Origin of the sequence: Streptomyces sp. cmx-4-9 (assembly GCF_046548835.1) — a bacterium.
In the GTDB taxonomy this organism is placed as follows: domain Bacteria; phylum Actinomycetota; class Actinomycetes; order Streptomycetales; family Streptomycetaceae; genus Streptomyces.
Window position 1 is genome coordinate 228563 of record NZ_JAEBEE010000003.1, and the last position, 18343, is coordinate 246905.

16 protein-coding genes are annotated in these 18343 nt (G+C 74.3%); 6 read left to right on the forward strand and 10 right to left on the reverse strand.

The annotated features are described in order from the left end of the window. Nucleotides 1-54 precede the first annotated feature (54 nt). Nucleotides 55-726 (reverse strand): GntR family transcriptional regulator, encoded by a 672-nt coding sequence (locus ACLJTM_RS11910; protein WP_411103476.1) that lies wholly within the window; start codon nt 724-726, stop codon nt 55-57. A gap of 97 nt (nt 727-823) precedes the next feature. Beyond that, nucleotides 824-2239 carry an aspartate aminotransferase family protein gene (locus tag ACLJTM_RS11915; protein ID WP_411103477.1) on the reverse strand — a complete coding sequence of 472 codons (1416 nt, stop codon included), beginning with the start codon at nt 2237-2239 and terminating at the stop codon, nt 824-826. 229 nt (nt 2240-2468) lie between these two features. On the opposite strand from ACLJTM_RS11915, the gene ACLJTM_RS11920 reads away from it, so the two are divergent. From ACLJTM_RS11920 to ACLJTM_RS11940, 5 genes are all read left to right on the forward strand, one after another. Then, nucleotides 2469-3116 (forward strand): DJ-1/PfpI family protein, encoded by a 648-nt coding sequence (locus tag ACLJTM_RS11920; RefSeq protein WP_411103478.1) that lies wholly within the window; start codon nt 2469-2471, stop codon nt 3114-3116. A gap of 82 nt (nt 3117-3198) precedes the next feature. Beyond that, entirely contained in the window at nt 3199-3654 is a 456-nt protein-coding gene (locus ACLJTM_RS11925) for a MarR family winged helix-turn-helix transcriptional regulator (RefSeq protein ID WP_411103788.1), read from the forward strand. 1206 nt (nt 3655-4860) lie between these two features. Continuing rightward, nucleotides 4861-6189, forward strand: coding sequence for a sensor histidine kinase (locus ACLJTM_RS11930; RefSeq protein WP_411103479.1), 1329 nt, complete (start codon nt 4861-4863; stop codon nt 6187-6189). Continuing rightward, a complete protein-coding gene (locus ACLJTM_RS11935; RefSeq protein WP_411103480.1) occupies nt 6186-6845 on the forward strand; it encodes a response regulator in 660 nt (219 codons plus the stop codon). Before ACLJTM_RS11930 ends, ACLJTM_RS11935 begins: the two co-directional genes overlap by 4 nt. A 50-nt stretch (nt 6846-6895) precedes the next feature. Continuing rightward, nucleotides 6896-8113: a cytochrome P450 gene (locus ACLJTM_RS11940; RefSeq protein ID WP_411103481.1), complete on the forward strand. Its 1218-nt coding sequence runs from the start codon at nt 6896-6898 to the stop codon at nt 8111-8113. Between the two features lie 67 nt (nt 8114-8180). Here ACLJTM_RS11940 and ACLJTM_RS11945 read toward each other — a convergent pair whose 3' ends face one another. After that, complete coding sequence (locus tag ACLJTM_RS11945; RefSeq protein ID WP_411103789.1) at nt 8181-9017, reverse strand: diacylglycerol kinase; 837 nt, start codon at nt 9015-9017, stop codon at nt 8181-8183. 184 nt (nt 9018-9201) lie between these two features. Here ACLJTM_RS11945 and ACLJTM_RS11950 point away from each other — a divergent pair, with 184 nt between their 5' ends. Next, nucleotides 9202-10485, forward strand: a complete 1284-nt coding sequence (locus ACLJTM_RS11950) for an adenylosuccinate synthase (protein WP_411103482.1) — start codon at nt 9202-9204, stop codon at nt 10483-10485. Between the two features lie 74 nt (nt 10486-10559). On the opposite strand, the gene ACLJTM_RS11955 is transcribed toward ACLJTM_RS11950, so the two are convergent. The 7 genes from ACLJTM_RS11955 to pyrE form a co-directional block, all read right to left on the reverse strand. After that, the gene (locus ACLJTM_RS11955) at nt 10560-12470 is read right to left on the reverse strand and encodes a protein kinase domain-containing protein (protein ID WP_411103483.1); all 1911 of its coding nucleotides are present in this window, start codon (nt 12468-12470) and stop codon (nt 10560-10562) included. 130 nt (nt 12471-12600) lie between these two features. Then, nucleotides 12601-13479, reverse strand: coding sequence for an alpha/beta hydrolase family protein (locus ACLJTM_RS11960; protein ID WP_411103484.1), 879 nt, complete (start codon nt 13477-13479; stop codon nt 12601-12603). A 171-nt stretch (nt 13480-13650) separates the two neighbouring features. Then, complete coding sequence (gene kynU, locus ACLJTM_RS11965) at nt 13651-14856, reverse strand: kynureninase (protein WP_411103485.1); 1206 nt, start codon at nt 14854-14856, stop codon at nt 13651-13653. Next, the gene (locus ACLJTM_RS11970) at nt 14849-15694 is read right to left on the reverse strand and encodes a tryptophan 2,3-dioxygenase family protein (protein WP_411103486.1); all 846 of its coding nucleotides are present in this window, start codon (nt 15692-15694) and stop codon (nt 14849-14851) included. The genes kynU and ACLJTM_RS11970 overlap by 8 nt, the downstream gene beginning before the upstream one ends. Before the next feature lie 160 nt (nt 15695-15854). Next, entirely contained in the window at nt 15855-16268 is a 414-nt protein-coding gene (locus ACLJTM_RS11975; protein ID WP_411103487.1) for a DUF3151 domain-containing protein, read from the reverse strand. 219 nt (nt 16269-16487) lie between these two features. Further along, nucleotides 16488-17510, reverse strand: coding sequence for a class II fructose-bisphosphate aldolase (fbaA, locus tag ACLJTM_RS11980; protein WP_411103488.1), 1023 nt, complete (start codon nt 17508-17510; stop codon nt 16488-16490). Between the two features lie 278 nt (nt 17511-17788). Further along, entirely contained in the window at nt 17789-18331 is a 543-nt protein-coding gene (pyrE, locus tag ACLJTM_RS11985) for an orotate phosphoribosyltransferase (protein ID WP_411103489.1), read from the reverse strand. Nucleotides 18332-18343 lie beyond the last annotated feature (12 nt).

The following is an 18343-nucleotide window of genomic DNA, read 5'->3' on the forward strand; positions in this document are numbered from 1 at the left end:
AGCAGTCCGCTGCCCGCCGTCGGCGGTGAGCAGTCGGCGGTGAGGAGTCAGCGGTCAGCGGTTGAGTTCCGCGGCCCAGTCCAGCCCGTGCTGGTTGTAGTCCTGCACGAGGCGCCGCACCTCGTCGGCGTCCGTCCGCGTCACGGCGTCCACCAGCTCGCCGTGCCGGTCCCACAGGGCCGCCCGCAGCTGCGGCTCGCGCTGGAGGTGCGGGACCGCGAAGACCCAGCACTGCACCCTGATCCGGTGCAGGAACTCGGAGATGTAGGTGTTGCCGACCAGCCCGCTCAGCTCCCGCCAGAAGCGCAGGTCGTAGCCGATCAGCACCTCCAGCGAACCGCTGTGCGCGGCCCGCCGCGCCTCCTCGGCCCGGCGGCGCACCGACACCAGCATCTCGCCCGCCCCCGGCGCGGCCCCGCGCTCGGCGAGCCGGCGGAAGATGCCGTCCACCACCAGCGAGCGGGCCTCGACCATCCCGCGGAAGTCGTCCACGGAGTAGACGCGCACCCGGAAGCCCCGGTGCTGGACCAGTTCGAGGAGCCCCTGCGCGGAGAGGTCCACGAGCGCCTCGCGCACGGGGGTCGCGGAGACCTCGTACTGCTCGGCGATCTGCTTGACCGTGAACTCGGTACCGGGCGGCAGGCGGCCCGCGAGCACCTCGTCACGCAGCGCGTCCGCGATCTGCTGGCGGAGTGTGTTGCGGGTGACAGCGCCGCTGCCTGGCATAGGGGTCCGTCTCCTGTCGTAGGACTCCGGACACCTTAGGCCAGGCAGCGCGGCCGAAACCGAACGGCTGACGGCCGTTATGCGGATATAGCGCCCGTTATGCGGACGCCTTCGCCCGTCGGCCGTCACCGTTCGCGGCGGTCTTGCCGGCCTGGCCGGCGGTGGTGTGACGGTCGGCGACCGTCAGCGCCTCGTCCAGCAGCGCCAGCCCCTCCTTCGCCTCGGCCTCCGTGATGGTGCACGGGGGGACAACGTGGGTGCGGTTCATGTTGACGAAGGGCCACAGGCCGGACGCCTTGCAGGCCGCCGCGAATTCGGCCATCGGCGCGTTGGCGGACCCGGAGGCGTTGTACGGGACGAGCGGCTCCCGGGTCTCCTTGTCCCGCACCAGTTCCAGGGCCCAGAAGGCGCCCAGGCCGCGGACCTCCCCGACGCTGGGGTGCCGTTCGGCGATCTCGGCGAGCCCCGGGCCGAGGACGTGCTCGCCCAGGTGGGCGGCGTGCTCGACGACGCCCTCCTCCTCCATGGCCGTGATCGTGGCCACGGCCGCGGCGCAGGCCAGCGGGTGCCCGGAGTACGTCAGCCCGCCGGGGTAGGGGCGCGTCGCGAAGGTCTCGGCGACGGCGGCGGACAGGGCGACGCCCCCGAGCGGGACGTATCCGCTGTTGACGCCCTTGGCGAAGGTGATGAGGTCGGGGACGACCCCCCAGTGGTCGGCGGCGAACCAGGCACCGGTGCGGCCGAAGCCCGCCATGACCTCGTCCAGGACGAGGAGGATGCCGTGGCGGTCGCACAGCTCGCGCACGCCCGCCAGGTAGCCGGGCGGCGGGGTCATGATCCCGGCGGTGCCGGGGACGCTCTCCAGGACGACCGCCGCGATGGTCTGCGGGCCCTCGAAGGTGAGGGTGTCGGCGAGGTGGGTGAGGGCGCGCTCGCACTCCTCGGCCTCGGTGGCGGCGTGGAAGGCGGACCGGTAGAGGTAGGGGCCCCAGAAGTGGACGACGCCGGCGGCGGCCGTGTCGGAGGGCCAGCGGCGCGGGTCGCCGGTCAGGTTGATGGCCGCCGCGGTGGCCCCGTGGTAGGAGCGGTAGGTCGAGAGCACCTTCTGGCGGCCGGTGTGCAGCCGGGCCATGCGGACGGCGTTCTCCACGGCCTCGGCGCCGCCGTTGGTGAAGAAGATCTTGTCCAGGTCGCCCGGGGTCCGCTCGGCGATGAGGCGTGCGGCCTCGGAGCGGACGTCCACGGCGAAGCCGGGTGCGAGGGTGCAGAGCCGGGCGGCCTGCTCCTGGATCGCGGCGACGACCTTGGGGTGCTGGTGGCCGATGTTGGTGTTCACCAGCTGGGAGGAGAAGTCGAGGAAGCGGTTGCCTTCGTAGTCCCAGAAGTACGACCCCTCGGCCCCGGCGACGGCGAGGGGGTCGATGAGGGCCTGGGCGGACCACGAGTGGAAGACGTGCTTGCGGTCGGCGTCCTTCACCGCGGCAAGGGTGTGCGGGGTGACATGAGGGGTCATGGCGTCACGCTAGAAGTGCGCAGGTGGAGAGGGATATCGGCGGACTGTCTGCGGCTGGGGGGCCGGTCTCGGCAGTCTGTCTCTCCCGTGGGAGGCGGGATGCGGGACGGGAAGGGACACCGGTGGGCCATTGACAGCATACTGTCGAGATGACAGCCTCTTGTCATGGAGCGCAGCCGCCGGACCCGGTCCCCGGTCCGGCCGCCCCACGACACCGGAGGCGAGCACCATGACCGAGACGCAGCGACCCGCGGAGAACGCCGCCCTGCCCGTCCACCTCGCGGTCTACGACACGTACGCGGACTGGGAGAGCGGCCACACCACCGCGCACCTCGCCCAGCGCGGCCACCGCATCCGCACGGTCGGGCCGGCGGCGGGCCGCCCCGTCACCACGATGGGCGGCGTACGCATCCAGCCCGACCTGGCCCTGGCCGACCTGCGGCCCGAGGACTCCTCCCTGCTGATCCTCACCGGCGCCTCGCTGTGGGACACCGGGGACGACCTCGCACCCTTCGCGGCGAAGGCCCGGGAGTTCCTGGCCGCCGGGGTACCGGTCGCGGCGATCTGCGGAGCCACCGCCGGACTCGCCCGGGCGGGCCTGCTGGACGACCGCGCGCACACCAGCGGCGCCTCCTTCTACCTCGCGGAGCAGCCCGGCTACGCGGGCGCCGAGCACTACGTCGAGGCCGACGCGGTGACGGACGGCGACCTGGTCACCGCCGGACCGACGGAACCGGTCGCCTTCGCCCGCGAGGTCTTCGCCCGGCTCGGCGTGTACCCGCCCAAGGTGCTGGACGCCTGGTACCGGCTGTTCCACGACTCGGACGAGAGCGCCTACCCGGTCCTCATGGCGGCCTCGGCAGCCGGCGATGCCTGAGCCGCTGCCCCAGGACCCGCCGGAAGCGCGGGAGACTGGGGCGCAGGAGACGGGGGCGGCGTCGCAGGCCGGGCCGGACGGGCTGTCCGCCCGTGCCCGGCAGGACCTGCTGAGCCGGACCGCGCTCGGCGTGTTCCGGCTGAACGGCCAGTTCCTCTCCGTCTCCGAGGAACTGGCCCGGCCGGCCGGGCTGACGGCCGCCTCCTGGCAGGTCCTCGGCGCGGTGCTGCGCGAGCCCCTGCCGGTGGCGGGCATCGCCCGGACCATGGGCATCACCCGGCAGAGCGTCCAGCGCGTCGCCGACCTGCTGGCCGCGAAGGGGCTGGCGGAGTACGTCCCGAACCCGGCGCACCGCCGCGCGAAACTGCTGCGCCCGACGGAGGCGGGCCGCGCCGCGGTCGCCCGCATCGACCCCGGCCACGCCTCCCTGGCCGGCCGCCTGGCCGCGGCCCTGGGCGACGAGGGCCTCGCCGACACGGTCCGGGCCCTGGAGCGGCTGGCCCGCGCCCTGGACACGCTGCCCCCGCCTGCGCCCTGACCCCGGCGGACGTGCCGGGGCCGACGGCGGCGAGCGCACCGGAGGCCCGAGCCCGGGCCCGGTCGCGGTCGCGGTCTCCGTTGCGCTCGCCGTCGCGGTCACGGTCGCCGTCCCGGTCGCGGGCCCGGTCGCGGGCCCGGTCGCGGGCCCGGTCGCCGTCGCGGTCCCGGTCGCGGGCCCGGTCGCCGTCGCGGTCGCGGTCGCGGTCGCCGTTGCGCTCGCCGTCGCGGTCCCGGTCGCCGTCGCGGTCACGGTCCCGGTCGCGGTCGCGGTCCCGGTCGCGGTCGCCGTCCCGGTCGCGGTCCCGGTCGCGGTCGCGGTCGCCGTCCCGGTCGCGGGCCCGGTCGCCGTCGCGGTCGCCGTCGCGGTCCCGGTCGCCGTCGCGGTCCCGGTCTCTGTCGCCGTCGCGGTCGCGGGCCGGTTGCGGTCGCGGTCGCGGTCGCCGTCGCGGTCGCGGTCGCCGTCGCGGTCGCGGTCGCCGTCGCGGTCGCGGTCGCCGTCGCGGTCGCGGTCGCCGTCGCGGTCGCGGTCGCCGTCGCGGTCGCGGTCGCGGGCAACCGTGCAGCGGGCTTCGCCGTCTTTCCCCGCGGGGGCTGCCGGCCCCGCAGGGAGGTCCGCCCGGCATGGAAGAACTGCGTCCACGGGATCCGCGCCGCGTACCGGCCGTCCCGCCCTCGTCCTCGGCGCCGCCTTTACCACCGGCTCCGCCCCCGCCCGCGGCGCTGACCTTCTCCGCGCTGCCCCTGCCCGGGGCGCCGCCGGGCGCGCGGGCGGCCGGGGCGGAGCGCACGGACCGCTCCCGCAGCGCCTGCACCGTCTTCCTCCTCAGCGTGGCCGCGGTCGTCGCCGTCGCGGCGGGTACCACGGTGAACGACGTGATGAACGGCGCGGCCGACCCGCCGGCGGCCCGCCCCGGCAGCACCCCCGGCGCGCCGCGGACGGCCGCCCCGCCCGGACCCGCGACCCCCCGACCCGCGGCCTCCGCCCCGCCGGGCTCTCCGGGGCCGGCCTCGGCACCCGGCAGGCCCCCCTCCCGGTGAAGCCGTGACTGCGGGACCGTACGCAGGCCGCGGTGTCCGCGTACGACACCGCGCCGGTCCGTCCGACGGGGTACCGGCCTCACCCGGGTAGTCCTTCAGGAGGACCCCGGAACATCCCCATCGGCGGCGACGCGGACCGGGGCGGCAGCGGCCTACGGTGCTGGGTATGACCGAGAACACCACCGGGGGGACAGCCCGGGCACCCGAACTCCGCATCGCCTCGGGCCTGCTCCAGGGCTTCCGCGAAGACCTGGTCACCGATGCCTTCGCCTACCGGCCGCTGCCGCCGATCCGCCCCGAGGGGCGGTGGGTGCGGTGGCTCCCCCGGGGGCTGCGGCCCCGCGCCGGGTACCTCCCGCACGTCCTGGTGGGGTTCCTGGCCCTGCTGGCCCTGCTCGTCTCCCTGAGCCCCGTCAGCCGCGGGGTACCCGCCGGGCTGGACCTGGTGGTGGGGCTGATGGCCGCCACACCGGTCCTGATGACCCTGGTGCGGCCGGTGGGGGCGTTCTGGGCGGTGGTGGGCGTCACGATGCCGCTGTCCCTGGCGCACGACGCGGGCCTGAACTGGCCGTGGATGCCGGGGACGTTCGTGGCGCACCTGGCGGTCGTGACCGTCGTCGCGATACGCAGCCGGCCCCGGGTCGCCGGGTGGATGTGGCTGATCACCGTACTGGTCGGGTCGGTACTGCCGGTGCTGGTCGGCCGCGCCCCCGAGTTCGGGCCGATGGCCTTCCTGACGGCCCTGTCGCTGCTGGCGGTGACGGTCCGCACCACGCGCCGCCAGGCCCGCGAGGAGGTCACCGCCCAACGGGAGGTCACGGCTGTCGAACGGGACCGGCGCACGCTGCTGGAGGAGCGGACCACCATCGCCCGGGAGCTGCACGACGTGGTGGCGCACCACATGTCGGTGGTGGCGATCCAGGCGGAGGCGGCGCCGTACCGGGTGAAGAACCCGCCGGCGGAGCTGGAGGCCGCGTTCGTCACCATCCGGGAGAACGCGGTGGCGGCCCTGACGGAGCTGCGCCGGGTGCTGGGGGTGGTGCGCTCGGCGGACGATGCGGCGCCCGACGCCCCGCAGCCGACGCTCGCCTCGCTGGACGGGCTGCTGGCCAATGTCCGGGAGGCCGGGCTGCAGGTGGACAAGACGGTGACCGGGGCGGTGCGGGAACTGCCGCAGGGCGTGGAGCTGTCGGCGTACCGGATCGTCCAGGAGGCCCTGAGCAACACGCTGCGGCACGCGCCGGGGGCCGCGGCCGGGGTGGAGCTGTCGTACGTACTCGGCGGGCTGGGGGTCCGTGTCGTGAACGGCCCGGCCACCGGGGAGGTCCCGCCCTCGCCGGGCGCCGGGCACGGGATCACCGGGATGCGGGAGCGGGTCGCGATGCTGGAGGGGGAGATGACGGCCGGGAGCACCGCCTCGGGAGGGTACGAGGTGGCCGTGTTCCTGCCGGTGCCCAGCCGTCCGGAGCGGCCGGCGGAAGGGGAGCCGGCATGACGATCAGGGTGCTGATCGTCGACGACCAGATGATGGTCCGGGAGGGGTTCTCGGTCCTGTTGAACGCCATGGACGGCATCGAGGTGGTGGGGGAGGCCGTCGACGGCCTCTCCGCGATCACGCAGGTGGCGGCGCTGCACCCGGACGTGGTCCTGATGGACATCCGGATGCCGGTGATGAACGGGCTGGAGGCGACGCGCGAGATCGTGGCAGCCGGGACCGGCGCGAAGGTCCTGGTCCTGACCACCTTCGACCTCGACGAGTACGTGTACCAGGCGCTGCGGGCCGGGGCCTCCGGGTTCCTCCTGAAGGACGCGTCGGCCCGTCAGCTGGCGGACGGGGTCCGGGTGGTGGCGGCCGGGGAGGCGCTGCTGGCCCCGTCGGTGACCAAGCGGCTGATCGCGGAGTTCGCCAAGCTCGCCGAGGCGCCGAGGCCCGCCGACCCCTCGGTGGTCGGGGAGTTGACGGAGCGGGAGACGGAGGTGCTGGTCCTGATCGCCCAGGGCCTGTCCAATGCGGAGATGGCCGGCCGGCTGATCGTGGCCGAGTCCACCATCAAGACGCATGTGAGCCGGATCCTCGTGAAGCTGGGCCTGCGCGACCGCACCCAGGCCGCGGTGTTCGCCTACGAGACCCGGCTGGTGACACCCTCCTGATCCGGCCCGATCAGCGGGAGCCCTCCCGGGGGACGTCCTAGAGTGCCGGGATGGGCTTTGATCCGTGGGATGCCGCGTTCGTCGCCGATCCGTACCCGGCGTACCGGGAGTTGCGGGAGCAGGGGCGGGCGCTGTGGTGGGAGGCAACCGGGCAGTGGCTCGTGCCGCACCACGGCGATGTGAGCGGGCTGCTGCGGGACCGGCGGCTGGGGCGGACCTACCTGCACCGGTTCACCCACGAGGAGTTCGGGCGGGCGGCGCCGCCGGCCGAGCACGAGCCCTTCCACCTGCTCAACGGCAACGGCCTGCTGGACCTGGAGGATCCCGCGCACGCGCGGGTGCGGCGGCTGGTGGCGAAGGCGTTCACGCCGCGGACCGTGGAACGGCTCGGGCCCGCCGTGGACCGGATGGCCGGGGAGCTCGCCGGGCGCCTCCTCGCGGACGGCGGCGGGGACCTGCTGACCGTGGTCGCCGAACCGCTGCCGGTCGCGGTCATCGGGGAACTGCTGGGGGTTCCGGAGCCGGACCGGGCACTGCTCAGGCCGTGGTCGGCCGACATCTGCGGGATGTTCGAGCTCCGTCCGGACGAGGAGACGGCGCGCCGCGCGGTGCGGGCGAGCGTCGAGTTCAGCGCCTACCTGCGCGCCCTGATCACCGAGCGGCGCACGCGCCCCGGCGAGGACCTGGTCTCCGCGCTGATCGCCGCCCACGACGAGGAGGGCCGGCTCAGCGAACAGGAGATGATCTCCACCTGCGTCCTGCTGCTGAACGCCGGCCACGAGGCCACCGTCAACACCACGGTCAACGGCTGGTGGGCCCTGTTCCGCCATCCGGAGCAGCTCGCGGCCCTGCGCGCGCAGCCCGGCGGGCCGGATCCCGAAAAGTTGTCCACAGCTGTGGATGAACTCATGCGGTACGACACCCCGCTGCAGATGTTCGAACGCTGGGTACTCGAAGACGTCCGGATCGGTGACACCCTCGTCCCGCGCGGAGCGGAGGTCGCCCTGCTGTTCGGCTCCGCGAACCGGGACCCCGCCCGCTTTGCGGACCCCGACGTCCTGGACCTGACGCGGACCGACAATCCGCACCTGAGCTTCGGGGCGGGCATCCACTACTGCCTGGGCGCGCCGCTGGCCCGCCGGGAGCTGACCGCCTCCTTCGGGGCGCTGCTGGCGGACGGCGTCCCGCCCCTACGGCTCGTCAAGGAGCCCTGCTGGAACGACGGTTACGTCATCCGCGGACTGAAGGAGCTGCTGGTGGAGTGCTAGCCCGCGGCTTCCCGGCTCCCGGGGGCGAGGCCGGCGCGCCGGCACCCGGCGCCCCCGCCCGGCCGGCTCAGCGCGGCAGCGTGAGGGTCCACGCTCCCGGGCGCAGGGTCCACGTACGCCGCCGGACCGGACCGGTGACCACCGCGTCGGCCCGGTAGCGGAAGTCCGCGCCCGACACCGTCACCGTCTGCGCCCCGGCCCGTACGGCCGCACCCGGTCCGGCGCCCGCCGGGCGCACCACGACCTCGGCCAGGCCGCCGCCGTCGCGCGTGCTCACCGAGACGTCCTGGACGGGCTGGTCCACGTCCGCGAGCAGCACCCCGTCCGCCTCCACCCGCAGCCGGTGGCCCGCACCGCCGCCCGGGCCGGCCGGGCCGGCCAGCGTGCGCACCAGGGAGCGGTACGCGCTCCACACCGAGGGACCCGGCCGGCCCGGCCGCCCGGACGGCCCCGCCGCCCCCGCCGGGGGGATGCGCAGTGCCCCCAGCACCACCCCGTCGCTGTCGTCGACCAGCAGGTCGCACCTGCGCACCGCTCCGTCGAGCACCGCCCGCGCCGCCGCGACCGCCGACAGCGGCACGCCCAGGGACCGCGCCAGCCCGAGTGAGCCCACCGGCCCGACCGGGACCAGCGACAGTGCCCCCTCACCGAGCCCCCGCTCCCGGTGCAGCAGCCCCACGGCGCGCACCAGGGCCCGGTCGTCCCCCACGACCACCGGCCGCCGATGACCCCGGCGGGCGAGCGCCCGGGCAAATTCCTCCTGCGAATCCGGGAGGCAGATTTTCGCCGTCGCTCCCGCTGACAACACATCCTTCGCGATCCGCACGGACTCGCCGTCAAGACGGCGGGCGACCGGGTCGACGAGCACGAGAAGGCCGCCTACCGGCGCGCCCGCATGGCTCATGGTGGGCTCTGGAGCCGACACCTCGGTCCTTCCTCGGGTAGCATCTTTGTGCAAGAGGCCCTTGCGCTATTGCGCCAGGGCCTTCGTCTATTCCGGGGTACCGGTCCGACGGCTCAGCCTGCGGTGTACATCGTCGTACGCCCCCTGACCTTGGACATGCCCCATCCGGAAGAGGTGTACGCCTGTGCCCGCTCTTGTGCTGCTCGGAGCTCAGTGGGGTGACGAGGGCAAGGGAAAGGCCACCGACCTGCTCGGTGGATCCGTTGACTATGTGGTGCGCTACCAGGGCGGCAACAACGCCGGCCACACGGTCGTCGTAGGCGACCAGAAGTACGCGCTGCACCTTCTCCCCTCCGGCATCCTCTCCCCCGGATGCACCCCGGTCATCGGTAACGGTGTCGTCGTCGACCCGGCCGTCCTGCTCTCCGAGCTGCGCGGTCTGAACGAGCGCGGCATCGACACCTCCAAGCTGCTCATCAGCGGCAACGCGCACCTGATCACGCCGTACAACGTGACCCTCGACAAGGTGGGCGAGCGCTTCCTCGGCAAGCGCAAGATCGGCACCACCGGCCGCGGCATCGGTCCGACGTACGCCGACAAGATCAACCGCATCGGCATCCGCGTCCAGGACCTCTACGACGAGTCGATCCTCACCCAGAAGGTCGAAGCGGCGCTGGAGGGCAAGAACCAGCTCCTCGCGAAGCTGTACAACCGCCGGGCGATCGAGGCGGGCGCGATCGTGGAGGAGATGCTCCAGTACGCGGACCAGATCAAGGGCTACGTCGCCGACACCACCCTGATCCTCAACAACGCGCTGGACGAGGACAAGGTCGTGCTCTTCGAGGGCGGCCAGGGCACCCTGCTCGACGTCGACCACGGCACGTACCCCTTCGTCACCTCCTCGAACCCGACCGCGGGCGGCGCCTGCACCGGTACCGGGGTCGGCCCGACGAAGATCAGCCGTGTCATCGGCATCCTGAAGGCCTACACGACCCGCGTCGGGGCCGGTCCGTTCCCCACCGAGCTGTTCGACCAGGACGGCGAGGACCTGCGCCGCATCGGCGGCGAGCGCGGTGTGACCACCGGCCGCGACCGCCGCTGCGGCTGGTTCGACGCGCCGATCGCCCGCTACGCGACCCGGGTGAACGGCCTCACGGACTTCTTCCTCACCAAGCTGGACGTGCTGACCGGCTGGGAGCAGATCCCGGTGTGCGTCGCGTACGAGATCGACGGCAAGCGCGTCGAGGAGCTGCCCTACTCGCAGACCGACTTCCACCACGCGAAGCCGATCTACGAGAACTTCCCCGGCTGGTCCGAGGACATCACCAAGGCCCAGACCTTCGCGGACCTCCCGAAGAACGCCCAGGCGTACGTCAAGGCCCTGGAGGAGATGTCGGGCGCCCCGATCTCCGCGATCGGCGTCGGCCCCGGCCGCACCGAGACGATCGAGATCAACTCGTTCCTCTAGGCGCTCCCCGAGCCGGTGGCCCACCCCGGAGGGGGCGGCGGTCCGACCGCCGCCCCCTCCGTGCGCCGCGGGCGCTACGCCTGCCGGGTCCAGCGCTGCGAGGCCTTCCCCGCGCAGGTCAGCGTGTGCAGCCCGGTGCCCATGTACGGGTCCAGGCAGCCGCCTCCGTAGTCGCTGCGCAGGCTGCCGTCCGCGCCCGTCCGCCACACCCGTCCGATGTCCTGGGCGCAGTCGCCGACGAATACGGCCTGGCCCAGGCCGTTGGAGTACAGGCACCGGCCGGACTGCTGGTTGACCAGCTTGAAGCTGCCGTCGGACCGGCCCTGGACGGTCCACCGGGTGCTCGCGTCCCCGCAGGCCCCGTAGCTCGCCGAACCGTAGACCTGGCTGATGCACTGGCCGTTGTCACCGTTGCGGTAGCGGTACGTGCCCGAGGCGGGCGGCGGGCTGGCCGGGGGCTTGCCCGGGGCCGTGGTGGCAGGGCGGCCGGGCGCGCTGGAGGTCCCGGTCCCCGGGCCCGCCGAGCCGCCGCCCCCTGCGCCTGCGCCCGTACCCGGTCCCGTGCCCGGCTGCGTACCGGTGCCGGGCCCGGTGCCCGCCCCGCCGGCGCCTGCGGCGCCTGCCGCCGCGGCCGCTCCAGCCGCTCCGGCCGCCACCGCGCCGGACCCTTCCGGTACGCCGTTCCCGGCGGTCGCGCCGCCCTGCCCGGGCGACTCCCCGGCGGCCGGCGGCGAGGAGGCCGCCGACGCCGCGGGGCCGGAGGGGGCCCCGCCCGCCGCCGGGGACGCCTGGCCGCCCGGCGCCGCGGCCGGGGCGGACGGGTCGGCCCGCCCCTCGGTGCGGGTCTCCTGCACGAACGGCAGGTGCTGCAGGGCAAGGGTCGTCCCGCCGCCGACCACGACGACGGGGACCACCGCGAGCAGGATCCGGGTACGGCGGCGGCGCTCCGGCCGCCGCGCATCCGCCGGGCGGGCCGCGACCACCGCATCCGCCCCCGGCACCGGGTCCGGCACGCTCGCCGCTGCCGGGGCCGCCCCGGCGAGCGGCAGGGTCGGTACGTCGACCTGCTGCACCTCGGCGGCGAAGGCGGCCCGCTCCGCGAGCCGGGCGGCGACGGCCGCGGGCCACAGGGGCGCCGGGAACGGGCCCTCGGCCGTGGCCCGGGCCAGGAGCTCGGCGGCGGTGGGGCGGCCCTCCGGGTCCTTGTCGAGGCAGGTCTCCACCAGCGCGGCGAGCGCGGGGTCCAGCTCCCGCAGGGGCCCGAGATCGGGCTCCTCGTGGACGATGCGGTACAGCACGCCGTGCCCCGACTCGTCGCCGAAGGGGGGCCGCCCGCAGGCGGCGTAGGCGAGGACGGAGCCCAGGGCGAACACATCGGTGGCGCCGCTCAGCCGGCGCGTGCCCGAAGCCTGTTCCGGTGCCATGTAGGCGGGGGTGCCGACCACCATGCCGGTCCGGGTCAGCCGGCTCTGCTCCGCGGCGCGGGCGACGCCGAAGTCGATGAGGGTCAGGCCGTCGGAGGTCAGCATGGCGTTCGACGGCTTGAGGTCCCGGTGCACCATGCCCAGCGCGTGCACCGCGGCCAGCCCGGCCGAGGCCTCCCGCAGCAGCAGCCACAGCGCGGCCCGGGGCAGCGGGCCCCCGTGCAGGTCGACGGCCTCCTTCAGGGTGATGCCGGGGACGTACGCGGTCGCGAACCACGGGGGCCGCGCGGTGCGGTCGCTGTCCAGCAGCGGTGCGGTGGCGCCCTCGGGCAGCCGGGCGAGGTTGTCGAGCTCGTGCCCGAAGCGGCGCAGGAAGTCCTGGTCCTCGCCGACGACCGAGGCCAGCAGCTGTTTGACGGCGACGTAGCGGCCGTCCCGCACCCCGAGGTACACCCGGCCCATGCCGCCGGCGCCGAGCCGTCCGGCCAGCGGTATCGGTCCGATCTGCCGCGGATCGTCCGCTTCCAGCGGCTCCGCCCCGCTCCCCCGCAGCTCTAACACGTCAGCCCCGTCAGCGTCGGAATCGTTTCCGGGAAATCTACCCGATGGCCCGCCGTCCCAACGCGGGCCGTCCGCTCCCCAGTTGGCCTCGCGGTGCGGCCTCGCGGGCGTGGGGCGGGCGACGGCGGGGCTACCAGGCCAGCTGGGCGATCTCCTCCGCGACCACCGCGCAGGCGTCCGCCGCCGGGTCGATCAGCGGGAAGTGGCCGACTCCGTCCAGCAGGGTGAGTCCCACCGTCTCGCCCGCCTTCGCGGCGGCGGCCACGTACGACTCCGCCACCCGCGCCGGGACGACGATGTCCTCGCGTCCGTGCACCACCGCCGTGGCGATGCCGGTCGGCAGCAGCGCCGCCGGGTCGGCGTGCGGGAGCCGGTCCGCCCAGTGCTCCGGTCCGCCCAGCAGCTGCGCACTCGCGCCTCCGCAGACGCCCAGTTCCTCGGCGGCCGTGAAGTCCGCGATGGGGGCCAGGGCCACCACCCCGCGCAGCGGCGGCGGGCCCGCCAGCCGCCACGGGGAGCCCTCGGGAAGGACGTGCCGGGCGGCCGCCCAGAGGGCGAGGTGGCCGCCGGCCGAATGCCCGGTGACCACGACGCGGCGCACGTCTGCTGCGGGCAGTGCGGCGGCGGCCAGCGCGGGCAGCGCGTCGAGGGCGGCGGCCACGTCGTCGAAGGTCTCCGGCCAGCGGCCGGCGACGGGTCCCGCGGCGTCCTGGTGTGGCAGGGAACTGCCGCGCCGGTACTCGACGTTGGCGACGGCGAAGCCCTGTCGGGCCAGGAAGGCGGCCAGCGGGGTGACGTGCCGCCGGTCGTAGGGGGCCCGCCAGGCGCCGCCGTGCAGCAGCACCACCAGCGGGGCGGGGCCGGCGGGCCGGCGGTGCGGGGCGTAGAAGTCGACGAGCTGGTCGGGGTGTTCCCCGTACGCGGCGGTGGCGTCCGGGGCAACGGCCGGATGGGAGAAGGCCGATGCCGCCTCGGCGGCGTCCCGTTCCACGGCGGCGGGGTCCGTCATCGGCTCAACCTCTCGGTAACGCGTGGGACAGCGGGGACAGATGTTCCGGTGCTCCGGCAGAGCGGGACCGTATCAGTCTGGAACGCGCCGTTCCGTGCGGGGCCCGGAATATGCCGGGGCGGGCGGGGCCACAGCCCGGCCCGCCCCGTGGTGTGACGTTTCGTCACACTGTCACCCGAAAATGCGACCCAGCGTGCGCGCGGCCCGCTCCGCATCGGCGAATCCGACGTACAGCGGGGTGAACCCGAAGCGCAGGACGTCCGGAGCCCGGAAGTCCCCGACGACTCCCCGCGCGATGAGCTCGCGCATGACCTCGCGGGCGTTCTCCGTGCGCAGCGAGACCTGGGAGCCCCGGTGGGCGTGCTCGGCCGGGGTGACCGCCTCGACCCGGCCCGGCGGGACGTACGCCGCCACGCACTCCAGGAAGAAGTCGGTCAGCGCGAGCGACTTGGCACGCACGGCCTCCACCGGCACCCCGTCCCAGGCGTCCAGCGCCGCCTCCAGCGCCAGCATCGACAGGATGTCCGGCGTGCCGACCCGGCCCCGCGCCACGCCTTCGGCCGGAAGGTAGGCCGGCGTCATGGCGAAGGGGTCGGTGTGGCCGTTCCAGCCGGGCAGGGGGGAGTCGAAGGCGGCCTGGTGGCGCTGCGCGATGTACAGGTACGCCGGCGAACCGGGGCCGCCGTTCAGGTACTTGTAGGTGCAGCCGACCGCGAGGTCCACGGCGTGGGCGTCGAGGCCCACGGGCAGGGCGCCCGCCGAGTGGCACAGGTCCCAGACGGCCACGGCCCCCGCGGCACGGACCGCGGCGGTCAGGCCGGGCAGGTCGTGGAGGCGGCCCGTGCGGTAGTCGACGTGGTTCAGCAGCACCACGGCGGTGTCCGCGCCGAGGGCGCCGGGCACGTCCGCCGGGTCGGTGGGGACCACCGTCAGGCCGGTCATGCGCGCGGCCGACTGCGCGATGTAGCCGTCGGTCGGGAAGGTGGCCGCGTCGACCAGCATCCGGGTCCGGCCGGGCCCCGCCAGCCGGGCGGCGCCCACCAGCGCCTTGAACAGGTTGACGCTGGTGGAGTCGCCGACGACCACCTGGCCCGGGGCCGCGCCCACGAGCGGGGCGATCTTGTCGCCGATCCGCTCCGGGGCGCTCCACCAGTCGCTCTCGTCCCAGGAGCGGATCAGCAGCTCGCCCCACTGGCGCGTGACCACGTCGGAGGCGGCCGCCGCCACGCCGGCGGGCAGGGCGCCGAGGGAGTTGCCGTCCAGGTAGACGACGCCCTCGGGCAGCACGAACCGCTCGCGGAGGTGGCCGAGGGCGTCTGCCCCGTCCAGCGCGGCGGCGCGGGCCGCCGGATCGGTCGTCGCGGTCGGCTCAGACATGGCTGCGTGCCGTCCACAGCTCCGGGAAGACGTTCTTCGTGGCCCGCTTCTCCAGCCAGGCCACGCCGGCCGAGCCGCCCGTGCCCGTCTTGGAGCCCATCGCGCGGCGGGTGGCCACCAGGTGGTCGTTGCGCCAGCGCCAGACGAGTTCGGCCACGTCGGTGAGGACCTCGCCGAGGCGGTGCAGGTCCGCCTCGCCCTCCGGGTCGGCGTACAGGGCCGTCCAGACGGCCTCGACCTCGGCGGAGGGCTCGTAGCGCTGCGCGAGGTCGCGGTCCAGGACGGCGGCGGGCACGGCGAGACCGCGGCGCGCGAGCAGGCGCAGGACCTCGTCGTAGAGGCTGGGCTCGTGCAGGGCCTTCTCCAGCTCCGCGTGGACGCGCGGGGCGCCGCGGTGCGGGACCAGCATGGAGGCCGACTTGTCGCCGAGCAGGAACTCCATCCGGCGGTACATCGCGGACTGGAAACCGGAGCCCTCGCCGAGCGCGGAGCGGTAGGAGTTGAACTGCCCCGGGGTGAGCTGTGCGAGCGGGCGCCAGGAGGCGTTGAGGGCCTCCAGCTCGCGGAGGGATCGTTTCAGCGCATCCATCGCCACGGGGATCCGGTCCTCGCGCAGGGCGCGGGCGGCGGTCTCCCACTCGTGGACGATCACGGTGAACCACAGCTCCATGACCTGGGTCGTCACCAGGAAGACCATCTCGCCCGGATCGTCCGAGCGGAGCTGCTGGAGGTGGGTCAGGACGTCCGCCTGGACGTAGTCCTCGTACGGGGTGGTGCCGGCGAAGTCGAGGTTCGGGGTGGCCGAACCGTCTCCGGAGGCATCAAGGGTGTGCGACATCGCTGTCTCCTCGACACGTGCTTCCGGGTAGCGGTCCGCTCCTTCCGGTGAGGTGAGTGGAGCCCCGGTCCCCTGTCCGCATCATAGGACGCCGCAACGCCGGGGCTCCAGCGGGGAGTGGGGCAGGTCACACGGACTGCCGCGCTCCCCGCCGGGGGGCTCAGGCGTTCAGGGCGTCCGCGGCGGTGGCGGAGGAGTCCCTCAGGAAGGTCGAGCAGCGGGCGAACTCCTCCTTCTCGCCGATCGCCTCGGCGGCCCGGGCCAGGGCGTGCAGGGCGCGCAGGAAACCGCGGTTGGGCTCGTGCTCCCACGGCACCGGGCCGTGTCCCTTCCACCCGGCTCGGCGCAGCGCGTCCAGGCCGCGGTGGTAGCCGGTGCGGGCATAGGCGTACGACTCGACGGTCCGGCCGGCCGCGAAGGCCTCGTCGGCGAGCGTCGCCCAGGCGAGGGAGGAGGTGGGGTGTGCCGCGGCCACCTCGACGGCGGGGGTCCCCGCGGCGAGGGCCTCGCGGCCCGGCTCGTCGGGCAGGTGGGTGGGGGCGGGGCCCCCGAGCAGGTTCTGGTGAATGGACATGCACCCAGTCTGGGGTATCCCGGGGCGCTCCGGAGGGCGCCCGCCGGGCGGCCGCGGCAGGCACCGCGGCAACTGCGCAGACGGCGAAGGCCGCGAGGCCCGGCCCGCGCGCAAGCCGCGAAGGCCGCAGGGCCCGGCCCGGGCGCAGACGGAAGGCCTCAGGGCCCGGCCCGCCGTCGTGGGACGGGGACCGGGCCCTGCGGGAAGCCCTGCGCGCGGCTACTTCAGCCGGGTACCGGTGGAGCGCAGGTTCGCGCACGCCTCGGTGACACGCGCGGCCATGCCGGCCTCGGCCGCCTTGCCCCAGGTGCGGGGGTCGTACTTCGACTTCGTGCCGACCTCGCCGTCGACCTTCAGCACCGCGTCGTAGTTGCGGAACATGTGGTCCACGACCGGACGGGTGAAGGCGTACTGGGTGTCGGTGTCGAGGTTCATCTTCACGACGCCGTTCTCCAGCGCGGTGGCGATCTCCTCGGCGGTGGAGCCCGAGCCGCCGTGGAAGACGAAGTCGAACGGCGAGGACGTGCCGTACTTCTCGCCGACGCCGGCCTGGAGGTCCTTCAGGAGCTCGGGACGCAGCACGACGTTGCCCGGCTTGTAGACGCCGTGCACGTTGCCGAAGGAGGCGGCCAGGAGGTAGCGGCCCTTCTCGCCCAGGCCCAGGGCCTCGGCGGTGCGGATCGCATCGTCGACGGTGGTGTACAGCTCGTCGTTGATCTCGTGGCTGACGCCGTCCTCCTCGCCACCGGTCGGGGTGATCTCGACCTCAAGGATGATCTTGGCGGCGGCGGCCTTGGCCAGCAGTTCCTGGCCGATGGCCAGGTTGTCGGCCAGGGTCTCGGCGGAGCCGTCCCACATGTGCGACTGGAAGAGCGGGTTCAGACCGCGGGCCACGCGCTCGGCGGAGACCTCCAGGAGCGGGCGGACGTAGCCGTCCAGCTTGTCCTTGGGGCAGTGGTCCGTGTGCAGCGCGACCGTGATGTCGTACTTGGCGGCGACGACGTGCGCGAACTCGGCCAGGGCGACCGCGCCGGTGACCATGTCCTTGTTGTGCTGGCCACCCAGGAACTCCGCACCACCGGTGGAGATCTGGATGATGCCGTCGCTCTCGGCCTCCGCGAAGCCGCGCAGGGCGGCGTGCAGGGTCTGGGAGGAGGTCACATTGATGGCCGGGTAGGCGAACTTGCCTGCCTTCGCCCGGTCGAGCATCTCGTTGTAGACCTCGGGGGTTGCGATGGGCATCTGTCCGCTCCTTGGATATGCGGGGAGTGTGCTATTGCGGGCCCTGACCTGGGGGCGACGTCATCGTCGCGCCTATCTTTCCAGACTCCGTGCAACACTCCACCCCGCCGGTCACCCCTTGGCGCGGAACACGCCGGGATGTTTCACGTGAAACATCCCGGCGCTCCACAAACCGGCAGGTCAGAACTGGATGGCTGCGTTCCGAGGACTTGGGTCACCACTTCGCCGGGCCGTCGGGACGGCCGGACACGGCCCCGGAACAGCCCCCGGTCACAGCACTAGGACAGGCCGAGGTCGTCGAGGCGGTAGCCCGTGAGGTAGGTCAGGCCCGCCGCGGCGATGGCGTCGGCGGCGCCGCGGTCCACGATCGTGGCCACGGCGACGACCTCGCCGCCCGCCTCGCGGACCGCCTCGACGGCGGTCAGCGGGGAGCCGCCGGTGGTCGAGGTGTCCTCCACGACCAGGCAGCGCTTGCCCTGCACGTCGGTGCCCTCGATGCGGCGCTGCATGCCGTGGGCCTTCTGCGCCTTGCGGACGACGAAGGCGTCGAGGCGCTCACCCCGGGCGGCGGAGGCGTGCAGCATCGAGGTCGCCACCGGGTCGGCGCCCAGGGTCAGGCCGCCGACGCAGTCGAAGTCGAGGTCGGCCGTCAGGTCGAGCATGACCTGGCCGACCAGCGGGGCGGCCTCGCCGTCCAGGGTGATCCGGCGGAGGTCGATGTAGTAGTCGGCCTCCCGGCCGGAGGAGAGGGTCACCTTGCCGTGCACGACGGCCTTGTCCTTGATCTGCTGCAGAAGCGCATCGCGTGTACCAGACGGCATTACTTCGTTGAC